The sequence below is a fragment of the Pseudomonas sp. MWU12-2345 genome (genome assembly GCF_023242385.1).
GTDB lineage: Bacteria > Pseudomonadota > Gammaproteobacteria > Pseudomonadales > Pseudomonadaceae > Aquipseudomonas > Aquipseudomonas gingeri_D.
In genome coordinates this window covers 123,023-142,732 of sequence record NZ_JALLJA010000014.1, presented here as the reverse complement: position 1 = coordinate 142,732, position 19,710 = coordinate 123,023, and the positions used below count along the sequence as shown (strand labels likewise).

The 19,710-nt window shown below is 62.2% G+C and carries 22 protein-coding genes; 6 read left to right on the top strand and 16 right to left on the bottom strand.

Annotation, left to right across the window (positions count from 1 at the left end; genetic code table 11):
- Positions 1-123: 123 nt before the first annotated feature.
- Together M5C71_RS24365 and dinG are read right to left on the bottom strand one after the other, a co-directional pair.
- On the bottom strand, positions 124-2,487 hold the full coding sequence (locus M5C71_RS24365; protein ID WP_248768896.1) for a beta-galactosidase: 2,364 nt from the start codon (positions 2,485-2,487) through the stop codon (positions 124-126).
- Positions 2,488-2,584: 97 nt separating this feature from the next.
- Positions 2,585-4,729, bottom strand: a complete 2,145-nt coding sequence (dinG, locus tag M5C71_RS24360) for an ATP-dependent DNA helicase DinG (protein WP_248768895.1) — start codon at positions 4,727-4,729, stop codon at positions 2,585-2,587.
- Between the two features lie 99 nt (positions 4,730-4,828).
- Here dinG and M5C71_RS24355 point away from each other — a divergent pair, with 99 nt between their 5' ends.
- Complete coding sequence (locus tag M5C71_RS24355) at positions 4,829-5,293, top strand: CopD family protein (protein ID WP_248768894.1); 465 nt, start codon at positions 4,829-4,831, stop codon at positions 5,291-5,293.
- Between the two features lie 149 nt (positions 5,294-5,442).
- Here the strand turns inward: M5C71_RS24355 and M5C71_RS24350 are convergent, their stop codons facing one another.
- Together M5C71_RS24350 and M5C71_RS24345 are read right to left on the bottom strand one after the other, a co-directional pair.
- On the bottom strand, positions 5,443-6,201 hold the full coding sequence (locus M5C71_RS24350; RefSeq protein WP_248745170.1) for a collagen-like protein: 759 nt from the start codon (positions 6,199-6,201) through the stop codon (positions 5,443-5,445).
- Entirely contained in the window at positions 6,194-6,472 is a 279-nt protein-coding gene (locus M5C71_RS24345) for a DUF1145 domain-containing protein (RefSeq protein WP_152740236.1), read from the bottom strand. The genes M5C71_RS24350 and M5C71_RS24345 overlap by 8 nt, the downstream gene beginning before the upstream one ends.
- A 109-nt stretch (positions 6,473-6,581) precedes the next feature.
- Between M5C71_RS24345 and M5C71_RS24340 the strand changes: the two genes are divergently transcribed.
- Entirely contained in the window at positions 6,582-7,079 is a 498-nt protein-coding gene (locus M5C71_RS24340) for a DUF6231 family protein (protein WP_103496405.1), read from the top strand.
- A gap of 5 nt (positions 7,080-7,084) precedes the next feature.
- Entirely contained in the window at positions 7,085-7,561 is a 477-nt protein-coding gene (locus M5C71_RS24335) for a YchJ family protein (RefSeq protein ID WP_103496426.1), read from the top strand.
- On the opposite strand, the gene M5C71_RS24330 is transcribed toward M5C71_RS24335, so the two are convergent.
- Positions 7,554-8,057 (bottom strand): hypothetical protein, encoded by a 504-nt coding sequence (locus M5C71_RS24330; RefSeq protein WP_248768893.1) that lies wholly within the window; start codon positions 8,055-8,057, stop codon positions 7,554-7,556. The genes M5C71_RS24335 and M5C71_RS24330 overlap by 8 nt on opposite strands.
- Positions 8,058-8,190: 133 nt before the next feature.
- On the opposite strand from M5C71_RS24330, the gene M5C71_RS24325 reads away from it, so the two are divergent.
- Positions 8,191-8,673: an LEA type 2 family protein gene (locus tag M5C71_RS24325; protein WP_103496403.1), complete on the top strand. Its 483-nt coding sequence runs from the start codon at positions 8,191-8,193 to the stop codon at positions 8,671-8,673.
- 7 nt (positions 8,674-8,680) lie between these two features.
- Positions 8,681-8,887 carry an SEC-C metal-binding domain-containing protein gene (locus M5C71_RS24320; RefSeq protein WP_100938610.1) on the top strand — a complete coding sequence of 69 codons (207 nt, stop codon included), beginning with the start codon at positions 8,681-8,683 and terminating at the stop codon, positions 8,885-8,887.
- Positions 8,888-8,992: 105 nt separating this feature from the next.
- Here M5C71_RS24320 and rpoS read toward each other — a convergent pair whose 3' ends face one another.
- The 8 genes from rpoS to M5C71_RS24280 form a co-directional block, all read right to left on the bottom strand.
- Entirely contained in the window at positions 8,993-9,997 is a 1,005-nt protein-coding gene (gene rpoS, locus M5C71_RS24315) for an RNA polymerase sigma factor RpoS (RefSeq protein ID WP_103496401.1), read from the bottom strand.
- 108 nt (positions 9,998-10,105) lie between these two features.
- Entirely contained in the window at positions 10,106-10,984 is an 879-nt protein-coding gene (locus M5C71_RS24310) for a peptidoglycan DD-metalloendopeptidase family protein (RefSeq protein ID WP_103496400.1), read from the bottom strand.
- Between the two features lie 196 nt (positions 10,985-11,180).
- A complete protein-coding gene (locus M5C71_RS24305; RefSeq protein WP_177100209.1) occupies positions 11,181-11,816 on the bottom strand; it encodes a protein-L-isoaspartate(D-aspartate) O-methyltransferase in 636 nt (211 codons plus the stop codon).
- Positions 11,817-11,857: 41 nt separating this feature from the next.
- Entirely contained in the window at positions 11,858-12,607 is a 750-nt protein-coding gene (gene surE / locus M5C71_RS24300; protein WP_177099792.1) for a 5'/3'-nucleotidase SurE, read from the bottom strand.
- A complete protein-coding gene (gene truD, locus M5C71_RS24295; protein ID WP_248768892.1) occupies positions 12,595-13,653 on the bottom strand; it encodes a tRNA pseudouridine(13) synthase TruD in 1,059 nt (352 codons plus the stop codon). Before truD ends, surE begins: the two co-directional genes overlap by 13 nt.
- Entirely contained in the window at positions 13,650-14,123 is a 474-nt protein-coding gene (ispF, locus tag M5C71_RS24290) for a 2-C-methyl-D-erythritol 2,4-cyclodiphosphate synthase (protein WP_103496396.1), read from the bottom strand. The genes truD and ispF overlap by 4 nt, the downstream gene beginning before the upstream one ends.
- A 53-nt stretch (positions 14,124-14,176) precedes the next feature.
- Positions 14,177-15,022 (bottom strand): S-formylglutathione hydrolase, encoded by an 846-nt coding sequence (gene fghA, locus M5C71_RS24285; protein WP_103496395.1) that lies wholly within the window; start codon positions 15,020-15,022, stop codon positions 14,177-14,179.
- 8 nt (positions 15,023-15,030) lie between these two features.
- Complete coding sequence (locus tag M5C71_RS24280) at positions 15,031-16,143, bottom strand: S-(hydroxymethyl)glutathione dehydrogenase/class III alcohol dehydrogenase (RefSeq protein ID WP_248768891.1); 1,113 nt, start codon at positions 16,141-16,143, stop codon at positions 15,031-15,033.
- A gap of 107 nt (positions 16,144-16,250) precedes the next feature.
- Here M5C71_RS24280 and M5C71_RS24275 point away from each other — a divergent pair, with 107 nt between their 5' ends.
- On the top strand, positions 16,251-17,147 hold the full coding sequence (locus tag M5C71_RS24275; RefSeq protein WP_103496393.1) for a LysR substrate-binding domain-containing protein: 897 nt from the start codon (positions 16,251-16,253) through the stop codon (positions 17,145-17,147).
- 9 nt (positions 17,148-17,156) lie between these two features.
- On the opposite strand, the gene ispD is transcribed toward M5C71_RS24275, so the two are convergent.
- From ispD to eno, 3 genes are all read right to left on the bottom strand, one after another.
- On the bottom strand, positions 17,157-17,867 hold the full coding sequence (ispD, locus tag M5C71_RS24270) for a 2-C-methyl-D-erythritol 4-phosphate cytidylyltransferase (RefSeq protein WP_152740229.1): 711 nt from the start codon (positions 17,865-17,867) through the stop codon (positions 17,157-17,159).
- Positions 17,864-18,142 carry a cell division protein FtsB gene (ftsB, locus tag M5C71_RS24265; RefSeq protein ID WP_017906255.1) on the bottom strand — a complete coding sequence of 93 codons (279 nt, stop codon included), beginning with the start codon at positions 18,140-18,142 and terminating at the stop codon, positions 17,864-17,866. Before ftsB ends, ispD begins: the two co-directional genes overlap by 4 nt.
- Before the next feature lie 171 nt (positions 18,143-18,313).
- Positions 18,314-19,603: a phosphopyruvate hydratase gene (gene eno, locus M5C71_RS24260; protein WP_248768890.1), complete on the bottom strand. Its 1,290-nt coding sequence runs from the start codon at positions 19,601-19,603 to the stop codon at positions 18,314-18,316.
- Positions 19,604-19,710 lie beyond the last annotated feature (107 nt).

The window sequence follows — 19,710 nt, the reverse complement described above, 5'->3', positions numbered from 1 at the left end:
CGCAACACCTTCCAAAGTGGCCTGCATTGTTCCAGCGATTGGCAGGTTTGGGAACAGACCTGAATCAGACAATTCGTAACACCTTGCAAGAATTGTCAGACGTTGCGCGAAACACTGTAGGAATCAGTGGCCATTGCCGGAGTGACCGCCGGAATGTCCGGCACCCTCCCCGCCAGCGCTACCCGAACGACCGTTGCCACCATTGTCATCCTGGCCGATGCCCTTGGCGGCCTTCTGCTGCGCCTCCACCTTGGCTTTCTCGGCTTCCTTGTTGAGCAAAGCCAGGGCCTGCAGGTTGCTCTTGCGCACGCTCTCGACAAAGCCCTGGAACGGCACATCGGTAATGCCCACCAGGCCGAAATGGCCGTTTTCACCGTCCAGCAGACGGCCGCTGACCGGCTGGTCGAGGTACTGGAACCAATGCACGCCGACGATCGACGGCTCGGCCACCGCCTGCTTGAGGAACCCGGCATAGGCCGGGCCCCGATCTTCTTCCCGGGCCAGTTCCGTCACGCCGCCCCAGAATGGGCCACGGTCCTTCGAGCCGAAGTTGAACTCGGTGATCAGCACCGGTTTGTTCAATGCCTCCAGTTGATCGAAGTCGTATCCGTCCTGGGGCTTGAGGGTGTAGAAGTTGAAGCTCAACACATCGCAGTACTGGGCACAGGACGCCACGGCCTCGGGCGTGCTGACGGCAAAACGACCGCCCAGCAGCAGGTGATTCGGCGCATGCCATTTCAGCGAGTCGGAAATGGTCTTGAAGTAGGTATCGGCAAACACCTTCTGGAAATACTTCAGGTCCGCTTCGATCTGCGGGTGGGCGGGATTGGGCAGCGGCGCCTCGAAACCCGGGTCTTCCATCTGCTCCCAGGTCGGAATCTCCACGCCCCAGGCCTTGGACAGGCCCTGCTGGTTGCGGTACTTGTCGCGCAACTGCTTGAGGAAGGCGCGCTTGGCCGGTACGTCGGTGGTCATGCGCAACGTGCCGTAGGCCAGGGCGTAACGGGATTTCGGATCGTCGCCGGGACCGGCCCAGGCCAGCTCGTTGTCGGCGAAGTAACCCACCAGCCAAGGATCGTCGCGATGATCACGTGTGGCAATCGCCACCGCGCGCTCGGTGGCCATGGCAAAACGCGGGTCGAACGGATCGGGCATGCCGCCCCACCAGTCGCTGCCAGTGCTGATGCTCGCATAATCGCCGACGATGGACAGTGGCAAGGTGTAAGGCACACGGTCGTTCAGGCCCAGGGCCGGATCGCTCCAGTTACCGATGGTGTTGAAGCCCCAGGCCTGCAAGCGGTCCAGGGTGTGCTTCTGCCAGCGTTGCTCGTCCAGACCCGGGGCGCAGGGCACCTTGGGTTCAGCCGGCGCGGTGGTCGCGCACGGCGAACCGTAGGTGCGTTCCAGGTTGGCGCCATAGAAATCGAACCAGCGCCCGGACTTGAAGGCCCGGCCCTGGGAAGCCCCGGTGGTGATGCTGTTGTCGGCCTTGCCATAGTAGGCAGCCAGGGGCTCACCATCCTTGGGCAGGTCGCTGAACATGCCTTCACGACCTTCGACATAGGTCTGCTGGTCGTGAGCGCTGACGGTATTCACACCCAGGGAGTAGAACGGATGCCCCTCCGGCGTCACCAGGTACCAGCGGCCGTCGTGCTTTTCGGTACGGAAGAAACCCGTGGCGTCGAAGAGCGGGCCCTTGAGCGAACCGCCGAACTTGTCCCGGGCACTGCGCTCGCGCTCGGTCAGCCAGGTCTTCAGTTGCTGGTTTTCCTTGCTCGCGGCGGCCTTGAGCTGATCGTCGCTGCTGATTTTTTCCGGCCACTTGGCACGGGTCGACTGGCCGTAGCCATCCACCAGCGAGCTATAGACGGCCTTGACCACATCGTCACCGGCCTGCACGCCGAAACGTTCCAGAAGGATGTTCTGAGGCACTTTGGGTGCGTCCATCGACAGGGTCACCGACACCACCTGCTGGCGATTCAATTCACCCTGGCTGCTGGCCAGCAACACACGCTGGCCATCCACCGTGGTCGGCATCGGCGGACCGGCACGCATGCCCTGGCTCAACGGCGAACTGGCCTGCAGTGGCACCAGCAAGGTCTGTGCGGGACCGGCCGGCAGGTCGACGCGACTGGTGAGGGTCTTGCCGTCGCTGCTCTGGATCGTCACGTTGAGGGTCAGCGCCCAATCCATCGCACTCTGGATCCGCAGGCTCATGGCCCCCGCCTGCGACCAGTCCCAGGCACCGGTCTGCGGCGTGAGACGCAGGCTCGGCTGCGCTGCCGGGTTGAAGGTGACCCGCCGCAGCACTTCGCCTTCGGCCGTCTGCTCCGCGTTGTATTGCGGCAGGCTCGCATCCACGGTGACCACCTGCACCACATCGGCGGGACGAACGAAGTTGAACAGCGTCTGTTGCCCGGCAGGCGCGGCCCAGAGCGGCGCGGCGAACAACAAGGCGAAAACGGCGGGCAGCGTACGGCCAATCATATGAATCAAACTCTCCCTTACGGCCAATCAAAGGCCAGCGTGACGCCAAGCGGCGCCATCCGTAGACAACGAAGTTAGTTATTTAACCTGCATCACATCAAGAAATTTCCCGCCGGAACGGCGGCAAGGCATTGAGGATAGCTTTTCCGTAGCGCTGGGTGACCAGGCGCCGGTCGAGCAAGGTGATGATGCCGCGGTCTTCCTCGGTGCGCAGCAGCCGCCCGCAGGCCTGGACCAGCTTGAGGGAAGCGTCCGGCACGGAGATCTCCATGAACGGGTTGCCGCCACGGGCTTCGATCCATTCGGCCAGTGCCGCCTCGACCGGATCATCCGGGACCGAGAAGGGAATCTTGGCGATCACCACGTGTTCGCAGTAGGCGCCGGGCAAGTCCACTCCTTCGGCAAAGCTCGCCAGGCCGAACAACACGCTGGAGTCACCGCCGTCGACCCGGGCCTTGTGCTTGTTGAGGGTCTCCTGCTTCGACAGGTTGCCCTGGATGAATACCTGCTTGCGCCAGTCGCGGTCCAGGCCGTCGAACACGTCCTGCATCTGCTTGCGCGAGGAGAACAGCACCAGGGTGCCCTTTGAGCCTTCCACCAGTTCCGGCAGGTCGCGAATGATCGCGGCGGTATGCGCCACTGCATCGCGAGGGTCGGCGTTGAGATTCGGCACCCGCAACACGCCGGCATCGGCGTGATGGAAGGGGCTCGGCACCACCGCCGTCACGGCCTTCTTCGGCAGGCCGGCGCGCATGCGGAAACGGTCGAAGGTGCCCAGGGCGGTCAGGGTCGCCGAGGTCACCAGGGCGCCGTAGGCCACGTTCCACAGATTGCGCCGGAGCATTTCAGCGGCGAGGATCGGACTGGCGTTGACCTCGATGTCAAACAACACACCGCTCTCGGCCAGGCTCAACCAGCGGGCCATGGGCGGATTGTCTTCCGGGTCTTCGGCGGTAAAGGCGGTCCACAGCTCCCAGTTGCCCTGGGCGCGGGACAGCAAACTGCCGAACAGCGGGTACCATTCCTCGGCCTGGTGGCTGGCGATGCCGATATTGACCTCGCCATCCATGCTTTCCTTGAGCAACTCGGTCAGGCGGGTGAAGAGGTCGTTGAGGCGGGCGAAGCCTTTCTTCAGCTCGATGCCCATCTCGCGGATATGCTCCGGGATCACCCCGCCGACAAAACGATGGCGCGGCCGCTCGCGGCCCTCGGTGTCTTCACCGGTCTTGAAGTCGGCCAGTTGCTCGCAGGCGCTGAACATGAACTGCTGGTGGGTCTTGATCTCCCGCGCCAGCTCCGGCACCTGCTCGATCAGCTTGCCCAGGTCACCGGGCAGCGGATGCTGGGCCAGCAGCTTGGTCAGGTTCTTGGCGGTCTGCTCCAGCCAGTCGGCGGTGGAGCGCAGCCGGGTGTAGTGGGCGAAGTGGCCGATGGCCTTGTCCGGCAGGTGGTGGCCTTCGTCGAACACATAGAGGGTGTCACGTGGGTCGGGGAGCACCGCGCCACCACCCAGGGCCAGGTCGGCGAGCACCATGTCATGGTTGGTGACGATCACGTCGACCTTGCCCATGCCCTCGCGAGCCTTGTAGAAGGCGCACTGGCCGAAGTTCGGGCAATGGCGGTTGGTGCACTGGCTGTGATCGGTGGTCAGGCGCGCCCAATCGGCGTCTTCCAGGGCGTTGGGCCAGCTGTCGCGGTCGCCGTCCCATTTGTTCCCGGCGAGCTTCTCGATCATGCTGGTGAACAGCTTCTGGCTGGCCTCGTCGACCTCGATGCGGAAACCTTCCTCTTCGAACAACTGCGCGGTGGCGGTCTGCGCATGACCCTCCTGCAACAGCATGTCGAGCTTGGACAGGCACATATAGCGCCCGCGGCCCTTGGCCAGGGCGAAGCTGAAGTTCAAACCGCTGTTGCGCATCAGGTCGGGCAGGTCCTTGTAGACGATCTGCTCCTGCAGCGCGACGGTGGCGGTGGCGATCACCAGACGCTTGCCGGCGGCCTTGGCGGTGGGAATCGCCGCCAGGCTGTAGGCCACGGTCTTGCCGGTACCGGTACCCGCCTCCACGGCGACCACGGCCGGATCGCCACTGCGCCGGCCTTCGTCATCGGTGTCGATATCGCCGAGGACCTTGGCCACTTCGGCGATCATCAGGCGCTGGCCGTAACGCGGCTTGAGGCTCTTGGCTTCGAGAAAACGCGAGTAGGCGCCCTGGATCGTGGTTTTGAGTTCGGTGCTGATCATGAGTCTTCAGGCGCAAGAAACGCTGGATAAATTTTCAGTGGTTCGAATGGACGGCTATCATACCCCGCTAAACCCTCGCGCGCCGCACGGAGTACCCGAATGACCGTTTTTGCCCTTGTCTACACCCTCCACGTCCTGGCCGCGCTGGTCTGGGTCGGCGGTATGTTCTTCGCCTGGATGATCCTCCGTCCGGCGGCCATGGCCGCGTTGGAAGGCCCGGCCCGGCTGAAGCTGTGGCTTCAGGTGTTCCAGCGCTTCTTCGTCTGGGTCTGGGTCGCGGTGGTGCTCCTGCCGATCAGCGGCGTGGGACTGATCCAGTTGCGCTTCAGCGGCTTCGAGACCGCACCGCGTTATGTGCAGGTCATGATGGGCCTGTACATCGTCATGGTTGCAGTCTTTATTCGTATCCAGTCGTTGCAATTGCCGGATCTGCGCCAGGCGGTAGAGGCCCAGGACTGGCCGGCAGGGGCGGCGGCGCTGGGACGGATTCGGCGGCTGGTGGGGATCAATCTGCTGATCGGACTGGTGCTGGTGGCCGTTGCGGCGGCACGTCCGATGTTTTGAATGCGGAGGCTGGCTGGACGCAGGAGCCGGGCCTGCCACGGACCGTGTAGGAGCCGGCTTGCCGGCGATGAGGCAAGCAAGCCTGGCTGATCGGTCGCTATCGCCGGCAAGCCAGCTCCTACAGGGTTTGTAGCGTTTTCACGATCTTGTTACAGCCGCTGAACCGTCACGCTGCCCGCAGGACCAACCGGCCCCGGCTTGCCCGCCAGACCCGGACGACCGGACTTGCCGCCGTCGGTGTCGTAGACAAAACAACCCTTGGACTTGCCGCCCGCGCCCGGACGCCCCGCCGCGCCGGCAATACCGCCGTTACCGCCATCGACCAGCACCTGGATCCGCGCCGCCGGATAATCCCGTGGCAACTGCAACCGGACCTGTGCCCCTGCCGCGCCCGGATGGCCATCGCCGCCATTGTCACCGTCCGCGCCTTGACCGGCCGCGCCCCAGGTACAACCCGGCTCATCGCCATTGGCCCCATCAAGCCCGACAAACCCCGGCACACCCGCGCCACCCCGGGCATCGATCGACAGCAACGGACCGCTGAGCGCGTCGATGCGCAGATCCAGGTTCCGTCCCGGCGAAGGGGCTCGCTGATAGGTGCCCGGTGCTCCAACCGCGCTGATCTGGCTACCGCTACCCAGCTCGGCACGCGTGGCCTTGAGTGCGAACCCCTGCTCGCTCGGTACAATGGCGATACGCGCCGACTTGCCCAGGTGCAGTTCACCGATATTCAGTTGCGTGACGCTGGCAGGCACCAGCAAGGTACCAAAGTCGGCCACATCCAGACGTTCCAGTTGCAGCACCGAAGTGCTGGCGGGCAGGCGCAGCATGGAATTGGTTTCGACGGTCACGACCTGGGCAAACGCCAGGGGGCTGCACAGGGCAGCCAGCAGACACAGGCTACGCATGCTGGTGTTCCTCACGGGTGGGCAAAGGCAGGATTTGCAGATGGAACATGCCGAACAGCAGGATCTGCGCCCGGTCGCGCCAGGGATGGGCGCGGCCCTGCAGGCTGCCATTGAACAGCATGATCTCCAACAAATGTGTCAACAGCAGCATGCTCCCGGCCAGATCCACCAGGACCCGGAACGGACTGATCAGCGGATGCACCAGATTGACCAGCACCACCAGCCAGAACATCAGCGTCAACACCTTCCCCAGCCCCCAAAGCACCTTCATACGCCCCCCTGATGAGTTATTCTTTGGCGCACAGTAAGGCGAGTCAGGGCAGTTTGCCAGAGGCCGTTGAAAATTCGCCCGTGTTTGCCGCTCCGACCGAGGAATCCCGATGCCTGAAAGCCTTTCCGCCCGCACGCCCCAGCAAGCACTGGCGGCCCTGCTGGACCGTTACGCCCCGCAAAACCTGCTGCTCGTCGGGGCCGGCAGCTTTCCGGCACTGGAGGCGTTCCAGGCCGCCCATCCCGAAACCCAGGTGGCATTCGCCGAACCTGGCCCGCTGTCGGCCGCACTGGCCGCCCGGCGTTTCGACCTGGCGCTGGTGGTCGACTGTCTGGAGCACCTGCCCAAGCGTGACGGCCGGCAGTTGCTCGGTGGCATTCGCAACCTCAACGCCAGCCGCATCGCGGTGCTGGTGGACATGGCGGCCAGCGGCTGGCAGGACAGCGACTTCTTCGCCCTGGCCCTGCAAAACAGCGAACGCTTTGCCCGCGACGAGCAGGTACTGACGTTGTTCACCTATGATCTGAAGGAATACAAACAGGTGCCGGACTGGCTGAACGCCAAGTTCTGGGCCAATCCGGAAAATTTCGGCAAGTACTGGTGGTGATTCCCGTGAGCACATCCATCTGTCCCTGTGGTAGCGGCAACCTGCTGGAGGCCTGCTGCGGCCATTATCACGCGGGCCATCCGGCCCCCTGCGCCGAAGCCCTGATGCGCTCGCGCTACTGCGCCTATGTATTGGGGCTGGTCGACTACCTGGTGAACACCACGCTGCCCATTCAACAACCGGGGCTGGACCGCCAGGCCATCGGCGAATGGAGCGCGCAAAGCACCTGGCTGGGCTTGGAGGTGGAAAGCTCGGAAGTCTTTGGCGGCCAGCCCGAGCATGCCTTCGTGACCTTTACCGCGCGTTGGCACGACAGCAATGGCGAACACAGCCACCGGGAAAAGTCGTCCTTCGTACAAACCGATGGGCGCTGGTATTTCATCGACCCCACCGTGCCCCTCAAGGCCGGGCGCAATGACGCCTGCCCCTGCGGCAGCGGGCAGAAATACAAGAAGTGCTGTTCCGGCTACCTGCTCAGCTGAGGCGCAGGTGTGAGATATCCGGCACCGTGACGACGGTTGCCACCGACAGTTGGCCCATGTCGGCACCGACCGGCGCCACGCTGAAGGCCGACAGATCCAGGGCCAACGCGACGGGCTCGGGCTTGGCATCCTGCATATCGCTGCCGACCTCGGCGATGCCGAAGTCCGGCGCATCGACCCCGCTGAACGCGGCCATATAGGCATCCCGCGGCGCCACCTGGGCACGGCCCGGCGCTGGGACCGGGGCCGTCATCTCGATCTCTTCGACGGCCATCTCGACCACCGCGACCAGCGCCCCGGCACGCTCGAGGGTGACCCTATACTTTTCCGCCGCCGCGGCATCGAGATTGCTCTTGAGCACCAGGCGCCGTCCGGAGAACAGCAGTTCGATGCGCTGGGCATCGGCCTGGAACAGCCGGGCCAGGTTGCTTTTGACCTGATCGGGCGCAGCACCAGGTAGCGATTCGCCACTAAAGACAATCTCGTAAAGCATCATGATCACACTCCTGTGCGCCGACCTGATCCGTTGCGCGAATGCTCAGCAGTATCACCCAGTGGATTTACCGCCACAACCATGAGCTTTTTCTGTCGCAGGCTTGCTATGCTGGGGCCTCGGCGGGAGGAACCCCATGCACTCACGGACACTTGGCACGCTCGGCCTGCTTATGCTGTTGACGCTTTCCGGCTGTGCGTCCTGGTTCGATGGCGGTACCCGCGAGCCCGAGGTTCGCCTGGTGCGGGTCGAACTGATCAAGGCGCGCCTGGTTCAACAGAAATTTCGCCTGCACTTTCGTGTCGACAACCCCAACGACGACAGCCTGACCGTGCGCAGCCTGCATTATCGTCTCTACCTCGACGGCTGGCTGCTGAGCGAAGGCGAGTCCGACAGCGGCTGGTTCACCGTGGAAGCCAACAGCCACGCGTCCCTGGTCATTCCAGTCAGGACCAACCTCTGGGAACACCTGCGCGACCTGACCAAGCGCCTGAAACACCCCCATGATCCGATCCCCTACCGACTGGAGGGCGAACTGGAAACCGGACTATTCCTCAGCCATGACGTGCACCTGGAGCGTAAAGGCGAGATAATTCCCGCCGAAATTATTCCGGAGTGACACCAGCATGACCCAGCAACCTCACGTGCACGGCCCTGATTGCAACCACGATCACGAGCATGAGCACCACGATCACGACCATGGCCATGTCCACGGCCCGAACTGCGGTCACGCTCACCAGGAGCCGGTACGCAACGCGCTGAAGGACGTGGGTCGCAACGATCCGTGCCCGTGCGGCAGCAGCAAGAAATTCAAGAAGTGCCACGGGGCCTGAGGCTTTCTGCCAGTAACGCCCCCGCAGGAACGCATTGAACCCATTTCAATGCAAAAAAATCCCCGACCAGATCGGGGATTTTTTATGGGCAGGTGCAGGAGCGCGCTACTGGAACAGCGCCTCGCTGGACAGGCCATTCTTCTCGAGGATCTCGCGCAGGCGCTTGAGTCCCTCGACCTGGATCTGCCGAACGCGCTCACGGGTCAGGCCGATCTCCAGACCGACATCCTCCAGGGTACTGCTCTCATGCCCGCGCAGGCCAAAGCGCCGTACAACCACCTCACGCTGCTTATCGGTCAATTCCGACAACCACTGGTCGATACTCTGGGACAGGTCGTCGTCCTGAAGCAGCTCGCAGGGATCGGTAGGTCGATCATCGGTGAGGGTATCGAGCAACGTCTTGTCGGAATCCGGCCCCAGGGACACGTCCACCGAAGACACCCGCTCATTCAGGCCGAGCATGCGCTTGACCTCACCCACCGGTTTTTCCAGCAGGTTGGCGATTTCTTCCGGGGAAGGCTCATGATCGAGTTTCTGGGTCAGCTCCCGTGCCGCCCGCAGATAGACGTTCAGTTCCTTGACCACGTGAATAGGCAGGCGAATGGTCCGGGTCTGATTCATGATCGCCCGTTCAATCGTCTGGCGGATCCACCAGGTGGCATAGGTTGAGAAGCGAAAGCCACGTTCCGGATCGAATTTCTCCACCGCCCGGATCAAGCCGAGGTTGCCCTCTTCGATCAGGTCCAGCAGGGAAAGACCGCGGTTGACATAACGTCGGGCGATTTTCACCACCAGGCGCAGGTTGCTTTCGATCATGCGCTTGCGGCCCGCGGGATCGCCACTTTGCGACAGGCGCGCAAAATGAACTTCTTCTTCCGGGGACAACAAGGGGGAAAAACCGATTTCATTGAGATACAACTGGGTCGCATCCAGCGCCCGCGTGTAGTCAATGTACTTGTGCTGCTTGAGCGCAGCAGCATTCTTGGTCTTGGCACGAACTGGGGGTGGAGAACTGTCGTCCTCCGGCATCATATCCATGACGATGTCGGAGTCCATAAGGAGCACCTCATCATCGATGTCAAACCCCGGCGCTTCTTTACTGAGAGCCATTGTTATAGTCCTTTGGTGAGTTCGACCTCAAGCTCAAGCGGCGCCTTTATCCTTGGCAACGCTGGAACCTGTTCCCACTACAGTCAGGAGAACAGGCTGGAAAACGGATCAACGACGTGGCAGGAATTGCAGTGGGTCTACGGGTTTCCCCTGGCGGCGAATCTCAAAATGCAGTTTCACCCGGTCCGTACCAGTTGATCCCATCTCGGCAATTGTCTGTCCGACCTTGACCTGCTGACCCTCCCGAACCAACAGCCTACGGTTGTGACCGTAAGCACTGACGTAGGTATCACTGTGTTTGATGATGACCAGCTCGCCGTAGCCCCGCAACCCACTCCCGGCGTAAACCACTGACCCATCAGATGCAGCTAAAACAGGCTGTCCCAAATCTCCGGCGATATCAATACCTTTATTCAAACTACCGTTTGAAGAGAATTTTCCAATCAGAATACCGTTTGAAGGCCACGCCCAACCCTTCGGCGCGGGACCGGCCGGCGGCATCGGCGCCGCTGCCGCAGGTGCCTGGGCCGCGGGTTGCGAGGTGGTTGCAGTGCCAGACGCGCCGTTGGCCGGACGCCGGGTGATGGTGAACTTGCTCGAAGGCGAAGCGCTCGACGACGTCGAGGCGACAGCCGTCGGCGTTGAATTTGAACGGCTGTCGAAGCGAATCGCCTGACCCACGTGGATGGTGTAAGGCTCGGGAATATTGTTACGCGCGGCCAGGGCTTTCCAGTCCCAACCGTAGCGGAAGGCGATCGAAAACAGGGTATCGCCACGGGTGACCACATGCTGGCCGGTGGTGGTCATCGGTTTCTGTGGCGTCGCGCTGGCGGCTGTCGTTGTAGCGTTGCCGTTACGATCAACGACGCGCACGCCGTTCTTTGGAGCACTGGAGCAACCAGCCAGTAAAGCACTGAGGGCAAGGCCGATCATCAGGCGCTGAACGCTTGCTTTACCCATACGCTGCCGAATGACTGTGAGACTCACCCGCCGCTCCCTTTGTGGTGGCTGAAATAAGAGTGCCTGTACAGGCGGTAATGTGACGTAAGTATAACTGGCTGTTGGAATTTCACTGACAACAAAGCCAAGTCGAAAACCCGACACATTTTAAACATGGGTGCCGTACCAGTCCCGCTCTAAGACCTACGACCTTAAACAGAATTCATTGCCGTTCAACAAATGTTCAGGCCAACGGTCCGTTAAGCAGCGGAACGAAACGTACCGCGCCTAATACATGACGGGAAAAACCCTGCTCTTCGCGCACGATCAGCATCAACTGCTGGACTTCACCGGCACCCACCGGAATCACCAGGCGACCGCCCGGGGCCAATTGATCGAGCAAGGCCTGGGGCACATCCGTGGCGACGGCGGTGACAATAATGCCGTTGTACGGCGCCAGTGCCGGCCAGCCCTCCCAGCCATCGCCCCAGCGGAACACCACGTTGCGCAGGTTGAGCTCGACCAGACGCTCCTTGGCGCGATCCTGCAGAACCTTGATCCGCTCCACCGAAAACACCCGCTCCACCAGCTGCGACAGCACCGCCGTCTGGTAACCGGAGCCGGTACCGATCTCCATCACCTTGTCCAGCGGCCCGGCCTCCAGCAGCAGCTCGCTCATGCGCGCCACCATATAAGGCTGGGAAATGGTCTGGTTGTGGCCGATCGGCAGCGCCGTATCTTCGTAGGCACGATGGGCCAGTGCCTCGTCGACAAACAGATGACGCGGCGTGCGACGGATCACTTCCAACACCTGGGCGTTGGTCACACCTTCTTCATAGAGTCGCTGAATCAAGCGTTCGCGGGTTCGCTGGGAGGTCATGCCGATACCGCGACGCATCAGTTCGTCTTGCTCACGGGTCATCAAGCAAGCCCCTCCAGCCAACCGCCCAGCGACTGGAAGGCATCATTGAAGGTGCGATCCAGTTGCAGCGGCGTCACCGAGACAAACCCTTGCATCACGGCATGGAAGTCCGTCCCCGGGCCACCGTCTTCGGCGTCTCCGGCGGCGGCGATCCAGTAACCGGCCTTGCCCCGTGGGTCGACCACCCGCGTCGGCGCCGCGGCCCGGGCCCGATGGCCCAGGCGCGTGAGCTGGATACCACGAATGCGCTCCAGGGGCAGATTGGGAATATTCACATTGAGCACCGTGCGCGCGGGCAGCGCCAGGCCTTCATGGGCCTGCACCAGCAGGCGGGCGAAATGCGCGGCGGTGGCCAGGTTGTCGACCTGGCGCGAGGCCAGCGAAAAAGCGAACGAAGTACGCCCGAGGAAGCGCCCCTCCAGGGCGGCCGCCACCGTACCGGAATACAGCACGTCATCCCCCAGGTTGGCCCCCAGGTTGATACCGGACACCACCATGTCCTGCTCCTGCGCCAACAGGGCATTGAGCCCCAGGTGCACGCAGTCGGTGGGTGTGCCGTTCAGGCTGATAAAGCCGTTGGGCAATGTATGTGGGTGTAGCGGGCGATCCAGGGTCAGCGAGCTGCTGGCGCCACTTTTGTCCTGGTCCGGGGCAATCACCGTGCACTCGGCATAGTCCACCAGCGCAGCATGAAGCGCGGCGAGACCGGGAGCGAAAACCCCATCGTCGTTCGAAATCAGAATACGCATGAGCTGTCCGTCTGTCCTACCGGCACCAGATCGACGAGTTCGCGCACCAAAGCAGTGGCGAAGCATCCGGCCGGCAGGATGAATTCCAGTTGCAGAATGTCAGACTCCGGATAATGCCACGACAACCGGCCAATGGGCAGCCGCAGGATGCGTCGTTCGTGTTCCATGGTCGCCTTGACCAGCCATTGGCAGAGCTCGGCCTCGCGCTCGGCAACCGCTTGCTCCAGGGCAAAAGTCGCACCCGCCGCCGGTGACGGGCCTTCGCCCCACTGCGGACCGGTGGGGTGCAGATCGAGAATGGCCAGGCGCGGATCGCTGCATTCGGCCTCACCGGCCGGGAAGAAACTGCGGCTGTCGGTGAAGGCCAGCAGGTCGCCGACCTGGGCCCGGTTCCAGCTGCCGTCGGCGACACGCGCCGCCAGCACCTGGTTGAACAGGTAGCTGCGGGCCGTGGACAGCAACCGCGAACGCACATTGCGCTGCTCGGGCAAGGCCTGGCGCGCCGCATAGGAACGGGCCTCGCCGAGGTTGCCACCGAGGTGACCGAAACGCTGGGCGCCGAAATAATTCGGAATACCTTGCGCGGCGATCTGTTCGAGGCGTTGCTGCAAGCCGTCCTTGTCCGCGTTCAATTGGGTCAGGCGCAGGGTGAAGCCGTTGGCGGCATGGGCGCCGCGTTGCAGCTTGCGCTTGTGCCGCGCACTCTTGAGGATCTGCAGGCTGTCGTTCTGGGCCGCCGACAGGTCCGGATCAGCCTTGCCCGGCAGTTGTACGCTGAACCACTGGCGCGTCAGGGCCTGGCGGTCCTTGAGACCGGCATAGCTGACGGTGCGCAACGGCACGCCGGCGGCCTTGGCGATACGCCGGGCAGCCTCTTCGGTATTCAGGCCGCGCTTCTCCACCCACAACCACAGGTGCTCGCCCTCGCCGCTCAGCGGGATATCGAGGACTTCATCGACCTGGAAGTCTTCGGCCGTGGCCTTGAGCACCGCGCTCCCGAGGACATCGCCGTAGGCACGCGGGCCCAGCAGTTCCAGTTCAGTCATGCGCGTAGCAACAAGGCGACGCTGTGCACGGCGATGCCTTCTTCACGGCCGGTGAAACCGAGCTTTTCAGTGGTGGTGGCTTTGACGTTCACTTGATCCAACTCAACTTCAAGATCCGCGGCAATCAGCGCGCGCATCGATTCGATATGCGGCGCCATTTTCGGCGCCTGGGCAACGATAGTGTTATCGACGTTGCCGACTTTCCAGCCCAGGGCCTTGATCAACGACACCACATGACGCAGCAGCACCCGGCTGTCGGCGCCCTTGTAGGTCGGGTCGGTGTCAGGGAAATGCTTGCCGATATCGCCCAGGGCCGCCGCTCCCAACAGCGCATCGCTCAAGGCATGCAGCAGCACGTCGCCGTCGGAATGGGCGAGCAGCCCGTGGTGGTGTGCAATCCGCACGCCGCCCAGGGTGATGAAGTCGCCTTCGGCGAAACGGTGCACATCATAGCCGTGGCCAATACGCATAAAAAAACGCCCCGATGTAAGTCAGGGCGTGATTCTACCTATTTTGCGAGAGATTAACCGCTAAGAGCTGCGTGGTGGTGACGCAGGTGGTCATCAATGAAACTGGCGATGAAAAAATAGCTGTGGTCGTAGCCCGGTTGCAGCCGCAACGTCAGCGGATGTTGCGCCAGCTTCGCCGCCTGTTGCAGCGCCTCGGGCTTGAGCTGGTTGGCCAGGAAATCGTCGCGATCGCCCTGATCCACCAGGATCGGCAGCTTTTCAGTGGCCTCGGCGATCAGCACGCAAGCATCCCACTCACGCCAGCGCGAGCGCTCTTCCCCCAGATAACGGGAAAAAGCCTTTTGCCCCCAGGGACAATCCATCGGATTGCTGATCGGCGCGAATGCCGACAACGACTGATAGCGCCCGGGGTTGCGCAAGGCGCAGACCAGCGCGCCATGCCCGCCCATGGAATGACCGCTGATACCGCGCTTGTCCGAGGCCGGGAAGTGCGCCTCGACCAGCGCCGGCAGCTCATGCACCACGTAATCGTGCATCCGGTAGTGCTGGGCCCAGGGTTGCTGGGTCGCATTGAGATAGAAACCGGCACCCAGGCCGAAGTCCCAGGCCTTGTCGGGGTCACCGGGCACGTCGGCGCCGCGCGGACTGGTGTCCGGCGCGACGATGATCAGCCCCAGCTCGGCAGCCAGGCGCTGGGCACCGGCCTTGTGCATGAAGTTCTCGTCGGTGCAGGTCAGGCCGGACAGCCAGTACAGCACCGGCAGCTTGCCGCCCTGCTCGGCCTGTGGCGGCAGATAGACAGCGAACACCATGTCGCAGCCGAGGACTTCGGAATGGTGCTTGTAGCGTTTGTGCCAGCCGCCGAAGCTTTTCTGGCAGGACAGGTTTTCCAGGCTCATGACCGACCTCAGAAATGAATGACGGTGCGAATGCTCTTGCCTTCATGCATCAGGTCGAACGCCTTGTTGATATCTTCCAGGCCCATGGTGTGGGTGATGAAGGTATCCAGCGGGATCTCGCCCTTCTGCGCCATTTCCACGTAGCTCGGCAGCTCGCTGCGCCCGCGCACGCCACCAAAGGCCGAACCACGCCAGACGCGCCCGGTCACCAATTGGAACGGACGGGTGGAAATTTCCTGGCCGGCACCGGCGACGCCGATGATCACCGACTCACCCCAGCCCTTGTGGCAGCACTCCAGGGCCGCACGCATCAATTGCACATTACCGATGCACTCGAAGGAAAAGTCCACGCCGCCATCGGTCATATCGACAATCACTTCCTGGATCGGACGATCGAAATCTTTCGGGTTGACGCAATCGGTGGCGCCCAGTTGCCGGGCGATTTCGAACTTGGCCGGGTTGATGTCGATGGCAATGATCCGCGCCGCCTTGGCCTTGACCGCACCGATCACCGCCGACAGACCGATACCGCCGAGGCCGAAGATCGCCACGGTGTCACCCGGCTTGACCTTGGCGGTGTTGAGCACCGCGCCGATCCCGGTGGTGACGCCGCAACCGAGCAGGCAGACCTTCTCCAGCGGTGCGTCTTTCGAGATCTTGGCCACGGAGATTTCCGGCAACACGGTGTACTCGGAGAAGGTCGAGGTGCCCATGTAGTGGAAAATCGTCTCGCCCTTGTAGGCGAAACGTGAAGTGCCGTCCGGCATCAGGCCCTTGCCCTGGGTGGCGCGAATGGCCTGGCAGAGGTTGGTCTTGCCCGACAGGCAGAATTTGCACTTGCCGCATTCCGGGGTGTAGAGCGGGATGACGTGGTCGCCCACCGCCACCGAGGTCACACCCTCGCCGATCGCCTCGACAATCGCGCCGCCTTCGTGGCCGAGGATCGACGGAAAGATACCTTCCGGGTCCGCGCCGGACAGGGTGTAGGCGTCGGTGTGGCAAACGCCGGAGGCCACGACACGCAACAGCACTTCGCCGGCCTTGGGCATGGCGACATCGACTTCGACGATCTCGAGGGGTTTCTTGGCCTCGAAGGCAACGGCAGCACGTGACTTGATCATCCAGCAACTCCTGAAAAGTGAACAACGAAAACCTGAGTGTAAATCAGCCTTGATTGATTAATAATCCAGTCAAAAGCAAAACATTATTGCTGTACAGGGACAATCCAATGAATGATAACCGCTGGGAAGGCATCGACGAGTTCGTCGCGGTGGCCGAATGCAGCCAGTTCACGGCGGCGGCGGAGCGCCTCGGGGTATCCTCGTCCCATATCAGCCGGCAAATCGCCCGGCTGGAAGAGCGCCTGCAAACCCGCCTGCTCTATCGCAGCACCCGGCGGGTGACCCTGACCGAAGCCGGGCAGACGTTCCTGCAGCATTGCCAGCGTCTGCAGGACGGCCGCGAGGAAGCCCTGCGCGCGGTGGGCGACCTGACCAGCGAACCCAAGGGTATGTTGCGCATGACCTGCGCCGTGGCTTATGGCGAACGTTTTATCGTGCCGCTGGTGACCAGTTTCATGGGGCTGCATCCGCAGTTGCGGGTGGATATCGAGTTGAGCAACCGTACCCTGGACCTGGTACATGAGGGCTTGGACCTGGCGATTCGGTTGGGCCGTTTGCAGGATTCGCGGCTGGTGGCGACCCGGCTGGCGCCACGGCGGATGTACCTGTGCGCGTCACCGTCCTACCTGGAACGTTATGGTCGCCCCCATAGCCTGTCGGAATTGAGCCGGCATAACTGCCTGATCGGCAGTTCGGATATCTGGCAACTGGAGCAGGACGGGCGGGAGTTTTCCCAGCGGGTACAGGGTAATTGGCGCTGCAACAGTGGGCAGGCGGTGCTGGATGCGGCGCTGCAGGGGGTTGGGTTGTGTCAGCTGCCGGACTATTACGTGCTGGAGCATTTGCACAACGGCACGCTGATCTCCTTGCTCGAAGCCCATCAGCCACCGAATACGGCGGTATGGGCGCTGTATCCGCAACAGCGGCACCTGTCGCCGAAAGTGCGCAAGCTGGTGGATCATCTCAAGGAAGGATTGGCCAAACGGCCCGAGTACAGCGTTTGACCGGTGCCCTCAGCGACGATTAGCCCAGCGCAAACGCAACCACTCCAGGTCTTCAGGCCGGGTGACCTTGATATTGTCCGAACGCCCTTCGATCAGGCGCGGCGCCTGGCCCGCCCATTCCATCGCCGAGGCTTCATCGGTGATGGTTGCATCGGCCACCAGGCTATCCGCCAGGGCCCGGTGCAAGGCACCCAGGCGGAACATCTGCGGCGTATAGGCCTGCCAGATCAAACTGCGGTCGATGGTTTCCAGGACCCGCCCGTGCTTGTCGACGCGTTTGAGCGTATCCCGCGCCGGCACGGCCAGTAGCCCACCCACCGGGTCATCGGCCAACTCACCGAGCAAGGTATCGAGATCGCCACGGGACAAATTGGGCCGCGCCGCATCATGGACCAACACCCAATCGTCCTCCACCGCCCCCAGGGTATGCAGGTGCAGCAAGGCATTGAGTACCGAATCGGCCCGTTCGCCGCCACCATCGACCCGCTGGATACGCGAATCCGTGGCACAAGCAAGGCCCGGCCAGTAGGGATCGTGGGCGGCAAGGGCAATCACCAGGCCCTTCAAGCCCGGATGATCGAGGAAACAGCCAAGGCTATGTTCGAGAATCGTGCGTCCGCCCAGGGACAGATACTGCTTGGGACGGTCCGCGGCCATACGGGCACCGACGCCCGCGGCAGGAATCACGGCCCAGAAGGCCGGTAGAGAGAATTCAGTCATTGCGCCAGCTGATAAAGGGTTTCACCGTCCTTGACCATGCCCAGTTCATGGCGAGCACGTTCTTCAACGGTCTCCATGCCTTTCTTCAGTTCAAGAACTTCCGCGTCAAGCACGCGATTACGCTCCAGCAGACGCTCGTTTTCGGCATGCTGTTCGGCAATTTGCTGTGTCAGGTCGGCTACCTGCGCCAGGCTCCCATTGCCCACCCAAAGGCGGTACTGCAGGCCAGCCAGCAGCAAGAGCAGAACGAGGAACAACCAATTGGGACTGCGCATCGAATTTCAGTTATCCAGTGGAAAAGACAGCCATGCCAACCATTTCGAACCGACTGATAGCACGAAGCCTGGAAGAACCAGGCTTGTGCTCTCAAAGCATCAGATTAGTGCTAAAAAACTCGCGATAGCGACTTTTCCGACACAATCTGGTGTCTTTTTACCATCTACTGCTTAACCGCGAAACTCGGAGCGACCGTTGTACTTGGCCTTGGCGCCCAGTTGCTCTTCGATACGCAGCAGTTGGTTGTACTTGGAGACGCGGTCGGAGCGGCACAGCGAACCGGTCTTGATCTGGCCTGCAGCGGTACCCACGGCCAGGTCGGCAATGGTCGAATCCTCGGTTTCACCGGAACGGTGCGAGATCACCGCAGTATAGCCGGCGGCCTTGGCCATCTGGATGGCTTCCAGGGTTTCGGTCAGGGTGCCGATCTGGTTGAACTTGATCAGGATGGAGTTGGCGATCTTCTTGTCGATGCCTTCCTTCAGGATCTTGGTGTTGGTCACGAACAGGTCGTCGCCCACCAGCTGGGTCTTCTCGCCGACCTTGTCGGTGAGAATCTTCCAGCCAGCCCAATCGGACTCGTCCAGGCCATCTTCGATGGAGATGATCGGGTAACGCTCGGTCAGGCCTTTCAGGTAGTCGGCGAAACCTTCGGCGGTGAACACCTGGCCTTCGCCGGACAGGTTGTATTTACCGTCTTCGTAGAATTCGCTGGCCGCGCAGTCCAGGGCCAGGGTCACGTCGGTGCCCAGCTTGTAACCGGCATTGGCCACGGCTTCGGAGATCACTTTCAAAGCGTCTTCGTTGGACGCCAGGTTCGGCGCGAAACCACCTTCGTCACCGACAGCGGTGCTCAGGCCACGGGCCTTCAGCACGGCTTTGAGGTGATGGAAAATCTCGGTGCCCATGCGCAGGCCTTCGGAGAAGGTCTTGGCGCCCACCGGCTGAACCATGAATTCCTGGATGTCGACGTTGTTGTCGGCATGCTCGCCGCCGTTGATGATGTTCATCATCGGCACCGGCATGGAGTAGACACCCGGCGTGCCATTGAGGTTGGCGATGTGTGCGTACAGCGGCAGGTCCTGGTCCTGGGCAGCAGCCTTGGCGGCGGCCAGGGACACGGCGAGGATGGCGTTGGCGCCCAGGGTCGCCTTGTTCTCGGTACCGTCCAGGGCGATCATCGCGTGGTCCAGGGCCTTCTGGTCGGAAGGGTCCTTGCCCAGCAGCAGCTCACGGATCGGGCCGTTGATGTTGCCGACGGCCTTCAGCACGCCCTTGCCCAGGTAACGACTCTTGTCGCCATCACGCAGTTCCAGCGCTTCACGCGAACCGGTGGAAGCACCGGACGGCGCGCAAGCGCTGCCGATGATGCCGTTGTCCAGAAGCACGTCCGCTTCCACGGTGGGGTTGCCACGGGAGTCGAGAACTTCACGACCTTTGATGTCGACGATTTTTGCCATTGTTGTAAACACTCCAAAGTTGACGAAAACGACGCAGCTGAAGGAAATCTTTGATCGTCGGCAAGCGAATGAAAAATGGGCAGCCTTGCAGACGAAAAGGCTCTGAA

Excerpts from the sequence above, each read along its gene's own strand:
- M5C71_RS24365 (WP_248768896.1), bottom strand. The coding sequence starts at position 2,487 with ATGATTGGCCGTACGCTGCCCGCCGTTTTCGCCTTGTTGTTCGCCGCG.
- dinG (WP_248768895.1), bottom strand. The coding sequence starts at position 4,729 with ATGATCAGCACCGAACTCAAAACCACGATCCAGGGCGCCTACTCGCGT.
- M5C71_RS24355 (WP_248768894.1), top strand. The coding sequence starts at position 4,829 with ATGACCGTTTTTGCCCTTGTCTACACCCTCCACGTCCTGGCCGCGCTG.
- M5C71_RS24350 (WP_248745170.1), bottom strand. The coding sequence starts at position 6,201 with ATGCGTAGCCTGTGTCTGCTGGCTGCCCTGTGCAGCCCCCTGGCGTTT.
- M5C71_RS24345 (WP_152740236.1), bottom strand. The coding sequence starts at position 6,472 with ATGAAGGTGCTTTGGGGGCTGGGGAAGGTGTTGACGCTGATGTTCTGG.
- M5C71_RS24340 (WP_103496405.1), top strand. The coding sequence starts at position 6,582 with ATGCCTGAAAGCCTTTCCGCCCGCACGCCCCAGCAAGCACTGGCGGCC.
- M5C71_RS24330 (WP_248768893.1), bottom strand. The coding sequence starts at position 8,057 with ATGATGCTTTACGAGATTGTCTTTAGTGGCGAATCGCTACCTGGTGCT.
- M5C71_RS24325 (WP_103496403.1), top strand. The coding sequence starts at position 8,191 with ATGCACTCACGGACACTTGGCACGCTCGGCCTGCTTATGCTGTTGACG.
- M5C71_RS24320 (WP_100938610.1), top strand. The coding sequence starts at position 8,681 with ATGACCCAGCAACCTCACGTGCACGGCCCTGATTGCAACCACGATCAC.
- rpoS (WP_103496401.1), bottom strand. The coding sequence starts at position 9,997 with ATGGCTCTCAGTAAAGAAGCGCCGGGGTTTGACATCGATGATGAGGTG.
- M5C71_RS24305 (WP_177100209.1), bottom strand. The coding sequence starts at position 11,816 with ATGACCTCCCAGCGAACCCGCGAACGCTTGATTCAGCGACTCTATGAA.
- surE (WP_177099792.1), bottom strand. The coding sequence starts at position 12,607 with ATGCGTATTCTGATTTCGAACGACGATGGGGTTTTCGCTCCCGGTCTC.
- truD (WP_248768892.1), bottom strand. The coding sequence starts at position 13,653 with ATGACTGAACTGGAACTGCTGGGCCCGCGTGCCTACGGCGATGTCCTC.
- ispF (WP_103496396.1), bottom strand. The coding sequence starts at position 14,123 with ATGCGTATTGGCCACGGCTATGATGTGCACCGTTTCGCCGAAGGCGAC.
- fghA (WP_103496395.1), bottom strand. The coding sequence starts at position 15,022 with ATGAGCCTGGAAAACCTGTCCTGCCAGAAAAGCTTCGGCGGCTGGCAC.
- M5C71_RS24280 (WP_248768891.1), bottom strand. The coding sequence starts at position 16,143 with ATGATCAAGTCACGTGCTGCCGTTGCCTTCGAGGCCAAGAAACCCCTC.
- M5C71_RS24275 (WP_103496393.1), top strand. The coding sequence starts at position 16,251 with ATGAATGATAACCGCTGGGAAGGCATCGACGAGTTCGTCGCGGTGGCC.
- ispD (WP_152740229.1), bottom strand. The coding sequence starts at position 17,867 with ATGACTGAATTCTCTCTACCGGCCTTCTGGGCCGTGATTCCTGCCGCG.
- ftsB (WP_017906255.1), bottom strand. The coding sequence starts at position 18,142 with ATGCGCAGTCCCAATTGGTTGTTCCTCGTTCTGCTCTTGCTGCTGGCT.
- eno (WP_248768890.1), bottom strand. The coding sequence starts at position 19,603 with ATGGCAAAAATCGTCGACATCAAAGGTCGTGAAGTTCTCGACTCCCGT.